Raw genomic sequence first — 8002 nt, 5'->3', positions numbered from 1 at the left:
TACTTAGACTTCTACGCTAAATACTTGCCAGTCAAGCCAAGTGGTTCATTTGTCACGCAGTTGTAGTCTGTTTTGAGATATGTCAGGTTGGACTCATATCAACCTGACTGTACCGTATTTGCTTTTTTATTCTTTTGTAAAGCAAAAAAAACTCTAATTGGAATCCTTGATATTATCAGGCGTTATTGCCATACGTTTTCAATGGTGGAGAGTACTAAATGAGTACTCGTACGGCCAATTTACTTCACTAAGCCGTTTCTTTTATTTTTCTCGATTAGCTATTGAACGCTTTCGAAATACAGTTAAGGCACCCTTTATTCGGTCGTATGCATTGGACTCATTTCGCACTACTAAAACTTGGTCAAAATTCTTTTTCCATAATATTTGCTATATCTGCGCTGAAAAGGAATGGGGCAAAAATAAGTCAGCTGGTCATTACCTCATAAACCAAAGGCCTTGCAATTACGAGGCCCTATTTCTACGGATATAACCGAAAGGTTAAATACCCATTGGCTTTAACTCGTGTCTAACGGTTAGCGAAAGCTAGGGATAATCGCTGGTACCCCTGGCAGGAGCCCAACTAGCTGACTCTGTTGAGGTTTTAGTTTGCGCAATATGATATCCAGATCACAATCCAAATATATTAGTGATGTATTTGGTATAACTTTGATCCCTGTAAGGGTAGTCCTTTAGGGGTAGTCTGATACTGCTCAAAGAAATTTTATGGATGAAGCAGTGTCATGCAAAAGTATTTGAAATATATCATTCCCATCATCATTCCCTTGTTGGTGTTGTCTTTACCTCTGTCGGCATTTCCCTTTGAAGGAATGACCATTGTTCAGCAACGAGTCACCGCCATTTTCTTACTTGCGGCACTATGCTGGGTGTTCGAGCCAATCCCCATTTACGCTACCTCAGTTGTAATTATTGTTCTTGAGCTATTGCTCGTGTCGAACAAAGGGATATATCTATTTCGTGCCAGTGAGTCGGAGCCACATTTCGGTGAACTGCTTAAGTACAATGAAATTATGGCGACGTTTGCTAGCCCAATTATCATGCTGTTCTTGGGTGGTTTTTTCTTGGCGATGGCAGCAACTAAGTACCGTCTTGACGTGAACTTAGCGCGTGTACTCCTTAAGCCATTTGGTCAAGCTCCTAAATATGTCATGCTAGGGCTGATGCTGATTACTGGTGTCTTCTCAATGTTCATGTCTAATACCGCAACGACGGCAATGATGCTGTCGATTCTTACCCCAGTTATCGCGGTATTCGGCCCCAAAGATCCGGGACGTATTGCGTTCGCCCTGTGTATCCCGGTTGCGGCAAACATTGGTGGTATTGGTACTCCGATTGGTACGCCACCGAACGCCATCGCGCTTAAGTATCTGGTCGGAGACAATTTGATCACTTTTGGTGAATGGATGGCCTTCGGCGTGCCATTTGTCATTGTGATGATGGCACTAGCATGGATGCTAATAAACACGCTGTACAAGGCGGATCAACAGAAGATTGAGCTTTCCATTAAAGGTAAGTTCTTGAAAACGCCGAAAGCCATTATGGTTTATGTCACGTTTACCTTAACCATTGTTCTGTGGTTAATGGGTTCAAGCCATGGTATGAACTCTTATACGGTGGCGCTTATCCCTGTTGCTCTGTTCTCTTTAACCGGGATCATCACCAAAGAAGATCTGAAGAAGATTTCGTGGGATGTACTGTGGTTGGTATCTGGTGGTATCGCCCTTGGTTTAGCGTTAGATAAAACGGGGTTGGCAAAACTGGTTGTTCACAGCATTCCATTTGATGAATTCTCACCTTATGTTGTTTTGGCGGGTTCCGCATTCCTATGTTTGCTGATGGCGAACTTTATGTCTCATACGGCAACGGCTAACTTGCTAATGCCTATCATGGCTGCGCTGGGGACTTCAATGGTGTCGTTAACGCCATTGGGCGGTGAACTGACATTAATTTTGGTGGTTACTTTTGCCGCGTCGTTGGGTATGTCACTGCCAATCAGTACCCCACCAAATGCACTTGCTCATGCTACGGGTCATGTACAGAGTAACCAAATGGCGAAAGTCGGAGTAATCCTCGGCGTGGTGGGTGTATTGCTTAGCTTTGGACTTGTGTGGCTATTGCACAGCGTTGGTCACATTGGTTAAGTCGATGGAAGAGTTAATCCGCCACTACTTTTCAGAGCCAACGCGCCAGCTAGTTGTGGAATCTGAGCAAAGAGTGCTGAAACAAAATGGCCAAAATGATCGCCTTTACTATGTATTAGAAGGGGAGTTAGAGGGCTACTTTGAAAATGATGACAGTGGCAAACTAACCAAGGTTTTTACTGCAGGCGAGGGTGCATTTATTGGCGTGCACAGTTTTTTTTCTGGAAGCTGGATTGCTTCCTCGACTGTGATTGCCAAAACTCAGGTTAGGCTTGCGTGGATCGATCGAGATACGGAACCTGTAGAGCCAGAAAGGCTTGGACCGTTAAACGCTCAGTTTATGCCAGTGATGGTCAACGAGTTATCACGCAGGCAAAGACGAGCGACTCACGAAGCGCTAGAGAAAGAGAAAGCGCTTCAGCGGTTGTACACCGCAGAGCAGATGACAACCCTAGGTCAGCTTGCGGCAGGTATTGCCCATGAGCTTAACAATGCGATTGGTGTGGTCAGCAGTAAGACAGAGCGTTTTCAGCAACAGTTACTCGACCTATTGGAAGCCGCCAATCCAAACGCAAGCCAGTATTTTGATATTGGGTTGTTACAGGGGCAGACGGTCTCGTCAAAACAGGTGCGTGAGTTCGCCAAAACGATCAGCAGCCGATATGGAGTGTCTGCCCACAACGCAAAAGCGTTTGCCCGAGCGCTTGGTGGTGACACCGTACCTGACAGTTGGCTTGCTCAGCCTGATGAAGCATTAAAGTACTGGCAGATGGGGCGTGATTTACACGATCTGCGTATCGCCTCGCGCCATACAGTTTCTATTGTTAAATCGGTTAAACAGCTAGGTAGAGCTGAGAGTGAGCCGGACGAAATGATCGATGTCCACGACACCATCAACAAAGCACTATCATTGCTACAAAGCGATCTGCGCCGAGTAGATGTTCATTTTCGTCCAGCTTCGCTCCCTAAAATCAAAGGTTCTGCTGCCGAATTTGTTCAGGTGTGGAGCAACATCATAAAGAACGCTTGCGACGCTTTAGGCAATACTGAGCAACCGCATATCGATATTCAGACCAAGTTATCGAATCAACGAATATTAGTCACGATCGCTAATAATGGGCCTGAAATTGAGCAACAAATACGACGAAAAATATTTCAACCTAACTTCACAACCAAGAAAGGCGGACTTTCATTTGGCTTGGGGTTAGGGCTATCTATTGTGAAACGAATAGTCAGTGAAAATGGCGGCACAGTTGTCGTTAAGAGTGATAGAGAACGAACCATTTTCAGGGTTAAATTACCGTTAGGAGAGAGAGATGGACAAGCTTAATGTAATCTGCGTAGACGACCAACGAGAGGTGTTAAGTGCAGTCATTCAGGATTTAGAGCCACTGGAAAGCTGGCTTAATGTCGTCGACTGTGAGTCGGGTGATGAAGTTCTGGAGCTAATGGATGAGCTTGATGCTGATGGTGAATTTATTGCTGTGATTGTTTCTGACCACGTGATGCCAGGCATGACTGGGGTTGAACTGTTAACGGAAGTGACTAAGGACTCTCGCTTTGTTGAGACAAAAAAAGTACTGTTAACGGGGCAGGCGACCCACTCTGACACAATCACGGCGATCAATACCGCGGGTGTAAGCCACTACTTTGAGAAACCATGGAATGCTGATGAATTGGTGGCTTGTGTACGCTCGCTAGTGACCACCTATATTTTTGACCAAGGCTTAGATTATACGCCTTTCCATGAAAACCTTGATCAGCAGGTCGTATTATCGCGCCTGAGTTAGCTTGCTAACGCGATTGGCAACAGAGAGTCGCAAGTTAATCTCCAACAAATACGCCCGTCACTAGTACGGGCGTGATTTTATTTCCATAGCTGGTACCAACGAACTTGGCCCAGCTTATTGTGCGGCTGTTGTAGGTAGGGTTCGATTTGCTGTTGCAGCACAGCAAACTGGCTATGAAGCTGCTTTTTATTCACTGAATGAGAGTAGGGCAGCGCAGCTAAAACCTGCGGAATGAGCTTATCAAGCTCTACAAACTCTTCGATGCGAGTGTTATATGGACGAGCAACGAGAGTCTGGCTCTTTAGTTGTTTTAGCAGCTCTTGATGTCCGTGGGTTCGTAGATAATCAGCCAGTTCACGTAGATACAATGCCAGCGGTATCGCTACGTCAGAAAAACCGCCAACCCAATAACTGATGATGACTACATCTTGTGGTGCGTGAAGGCCGAGCTCTTGCTGTTCTTCAACGTTCATTCTGCTTGCATAACTGAGTTGGAACCCATCTTCGCCGAACTCTATTTCATCGATGGTGTAGTGGACAATCTTCTCAATCGGAACCTGTGTTGAGCTAAACAAGTACTGGCATATTTCTGCTAAAGACTTGCCATCATCCCCGGCAACTATTTCACTGCTTGGCTTGCGTTCTTTTAGCCAGAGAACCATAGCTCTAATTGTGGCTAACACGTTAGCGTGTGGCGTTTCAAAACGAATTGCGACTTCTGAGCTTTGCAATAAATCTATCGCTTGTTTCGCGATCAGATCCATCTCTGAAGTATCACGATTCAGCTCCGCATAGAGTGCTTGGTCGCGGTTCGCTTTAGGAGCAACAGACAAGAATAAAAGCCCATCAACTTCAACCCAATCGCCTGCCTGGGGTATTTCAGCATTTTGATCTAGCTGGCAATCGACATCGAGTAAAATGCCTGCATCAATCATGTGCAGTTGTTCGCCATCGTCGTCGGTATATTGGCAGATATAATCACCGTTAATCTTCGGAGCTAATGAAGCTTGCGTATTGTTGCTTGGCGTGATGGAAGCGTCGATAACACTGATATCTGCGAGTCGAGTTTCTCCAATGGGTAGCTCTGCAATTAAATCCGCTCTGTTTTCCTGATAGTAGCAGCGAAGTGTTAGGTCATGCTCGGGAAGGTATAGCTCAATATCACCCTCAAGGTCGCATCCACAAGGGAAAACTCCTTGGTTGATTACAGAATGAAGCATAGGCGATGGGTTTATTTAGACTTAATAGCTTTAGGATATCCGAGCTATCGATAGATACAGTGTCAGGGATCAAATTAACGCACTATGTATGAAACGAAAAAGCCCCACTATGAAGTGGGGCAGGAGTCAAAAGCGTGTTTTGACTACGGGGGTTCTACTTTGTTAAGAACCGATTTTAGGCAGTCGCTGCATTGGTCGCTTTCATGCGTTCACGAGCACCAAGTACTAAGGTGAGGCCAAACGCGACAGCAAATGAAATCGCCATACCTGCTACGTAGTAGCCTAGTTTGTCAGGCACAATCGAAATCACACCTGGTAGACCGGCTGCTCCCAGCGCTTGCGCTTTAACGTTAAACAGAGTGATAAAGGCACTTGACGCTGCCGCACCGATTACCGCTGCAATAAATGGGTAGCGAAGCTTAAGGTTTACACCAAACATTGCTGGCTCAGTAATACCAAGTAGAGCGGTAACACCGGATGGCATAGCTATCCCTTTCAACTTGATGTCTTTGGTAGTAAAACCGACTGCAAGCGCTGCTGCACCTTGCGCTACGTTAGACATAGCCGCAATTGGGAAGATAAATGTACCGCCAGTTACTGCGATATCAGCAAGTAGTTGCGTTTCAATCGCGATGAAGCTGTGGTGCATACCCGTAATAACAAACGGAGCGTAGATAAAGCCAAATAGTGCGCCACCGATAAAGCCCGCTGAATCGTATAGCCAGTTCAGACCGTCACCAAGTAGGAAGCCAATATCACGAGTGATAGGTCCCACAAGTGTAAAGGTTAAGAAGCCAGTAATGAAGATCGCTAGCATTGGAGTTAGTAGGTTATCCAACACTGATGGGATCACTTGGCGTAGGCCGTTTTCAACTTTAGCTAGAATGAATGCCGATACCAACACTGGCAGAACAGATCCTTGGTAACCCACTTTTTGGATTTCAAAACCAAAGATGTTCCACGTTGGAATAGTGCCTGCAACACTCGCGCCACCAAAGCCCCAACCGTTAAGTAAATCTGGGTGAACCATTAACATACCTAGAGCTGCGCCTAAGAATGGGTTGCCACCGAATTTTTTGCTTGCTGAGAAAGCCAAAAGTACAGGCAAGTAGACAAATGGTGCGTTGGCAAAAGTGTTAATCATACTTGCTAGGTCAGCGAGCCCAGGATTAGCTTCGATCAAAGACTGACCTTCAATGAACAGCCCTTGCGCTGTCAGCAGGTTGAAGATACCCATCAATAGACCACCTGCAACGATTGCAGGAATAATCGGTACGAAGATATCAGACAGACCTTTCACTGCGCGTTGCACAATGTTCTGCTTTTCGGCACCCGCACTGGCAACGTCATTGGTCGACATTTCGCTCATACCAGTAAGCTTGGCCATTTCTGCGTGTACTTGGTTCACGATACCTGAACCGAAAATGATCTGGTACTGGCCTGCTACTTTGAATTGGCCTTTTACGCCTTCAAGGTTAGCAATAGCCTCTTCATCAACAATTGAATCATCTTTCAATGCTAAACGTAGGCGCGTTGCACAGTGGGCGAGCGCTTGCAGGTTATCTCTACCTCCAAGAAGCTCCAGCAGCTCTTTTGCAATTATTGGATAGTTCATTCCAAACCCCGATTGTTATCTCTTGCTTATTAGTTAATAGTTCAAAAAGGTGTTATTTACTTTTTGGGAACGTTTGCAGGGTCAATTCTTTGCGATCAATGGATGTCAGTCAAAACATATTGGAAGTTTATGTGAGATTGATCTGCTAAATATTTTTGCTAAACCGTTTGAGCAAAGTGGATTTTGTCGAAAAATCTGGTAGTTTTTGCAAACAATCCCAATAACTTAATACGAGTTCACTTAATGGCAAGCTTACATGATGTCGCAGAACTGGCTGGAGTGTCTAAATCAACCGTGTCTCGGGTGATTAATAACGAGTATGGCGTGAAAGAAGCCACCAAAGTCAAAGTGATGAAAGCGGTAGAAGAGGTCGGGTATGTGGTTAACCAGGTCGCGAAAGACTTGAAATCTCAAAAGACCAATCTTGTTGGTGTGATAGTTCCACGTGTTTCGTCCCATGCTACTGCACAAGGGATTGATGGCCTGAGCCGAGTGTTTGAACAGGCAGGCAAGCAAGTGCTTTTGGCCAGTACTCAGCAGTCAAGTGACAAGGAACTTGAATATATTCAACTGTTTAACCAGAAACGAGTTGAGGGAATAGTTCTCTATGCAACTCATATCGACACTGATTTGGTTAAAGCGATTAAGCAGTCGAAAGCGCCGGTAGTACTGGTTGGGCAAGATGGATCGCTATTCAATATTCCGAGCGTTGTACACGATGATTTAAGAGTAGGTTTCGAAGCGGGTAATCGACTGATCGCGGCGGGATGTAAACAGATCGGCTTTATTGGTGTGCCAGACTCTGACCTAGCGGTAGATAAACTGCGCTCTGAAGGCTTAACGCAGGCTTTGGCAATGAATAGTCAGCAGCAGCTGCTGTTCCACTGTCATGGTGAATTTAGTATCGAATCTGGTTATGCCAACATGAAACAATTGCTGGGTAGTTACCCGAATGTCGATGGTGTGTTCTGTGCTACCGACCGGATTGCTGTCGGCGCAATAAAAGCCCTCCAAGAGGCAGGAGTAGAGGTAGGTAAGCAAGTCAAGGTACTAGGGGTGGGTAATGATGAACTTGGCTATATCAACTCGCCAAGCTTATCGACATTTAACTATGCTTTTGATAAAGCAGGAGAAAATGGAGCTAAAATGCTACTGGAGTTGATAGATGGTACTCCGCAAGTAATGAGTAAGCTGGTATTAACTTTCCAAAATATAGAT

At 45.4% G+C, this 8002-nt stretch carries 6 protein-coding genes; 4 read left to right on the top strand and 2 right to left on the bottom strand.

Features of this window, described 5'->3' with window-relative positions; genetic code table 11:
* Window positions 1-740 precede the first annotated feature (740 nt).
* Genes QTO00_RS10700 through QTO00_RS10690 form a run of 3 tightly spaced genes read left to right on the top strand, consistent with a single transcriptional unit; the run spans window position 741 to window position 3949 of the window.
* The gene (locus tag QTO00_RS10700; RefSeq protein ID WP_331424781.1) at window positions 741-2159 is read left to right on the top strand and encodes an SLC13 family permease; all 1419 of its coding nucleotides are present in this window, start codon (window positions 741-743) and stop codon (window positions 2157-2159) included.
* Between the two features lie 4 nt (window positions 2160-2163).
* On the top strand, window positions 2164-3489 hold the full coding sequence (locus QTO00_RS10695) for an ATP-binding protein (RefSeq protein ID WP_331424780.1): 1326 nt from the start codon (window positions 2164-2166) through the stop codon (window positions 3487-3489).
* A complete protein-coding gene (locus tag QTO00_RS10690; protein ID WP_331424778.1) occupies window positions 3476-3949 on the top strand; it encodes a response regulator in 474 nt (157 codons plus the stop codon). The genes QTO00_RS10695 and QTO00_RS10690 overlap by 14 nt, the downstream gene beginning before the upstream one ends.
* 77 nt (window positions 3950-4026) lie before the next feature.
* Here QTO00_RS10690 and QTO00_RS10685 read toward each other — a convergent pair whose 3' ends face one another.
* Together QTO00_RS10685 and QTO00_RS10680 are read right to left on the bottom strand one after the other, a co-directional pair.
* The gene (locus QTO00_RS10685; RefSeq protein WP_331424776.1) at window positions 4027-5169 is read right to left on the bottom strand and encodes a hypothetical protein; all 1143 of its coding nucleotides are present in this window, start codon (window positions 5167-5169) and stop codon (window positions 4027-4029) included.
* Between the two features lie 175 nt (window positions 5170-5344).
* The gene (locus tag QTO00_RS10680; RefSeq protein WP_331424774.1) at window positions 5345-6784 is read right to left on the bottom strand and encodes a sucrose-specific PTS transporter subunit IIBC; all 1440 of its coding nucleotides are present in this window, start codon (window positions 6782-6784) and stop codon (window positions 5345-5347) included.
* 243 nt (window positions 6785-7027) lie between these two features.
* Between QTO00_RS10680 and QTO00_RS10675 the strand changes: the two genes are divergently transcribed.
* On the top strand, window positions 7028-8002 hold a 975-nt coding region (locus tag QTO00_RS10675), incomplete at its 3' end, for a LacI family DNA-binding transcriptional regulator (protein WP_331424772.1).

This window comes from Vibrio sp. M260118 (assembly GCF_036533755.1).
Lineage (GTDB): Bacteria > Pseudomonadota > Gammaproteobacteria > Enterobacterales > Vibrionaceae > Vibrio.
This window is presented reverse-complemented; position numbering and strand designations above follow the sequence as displayed.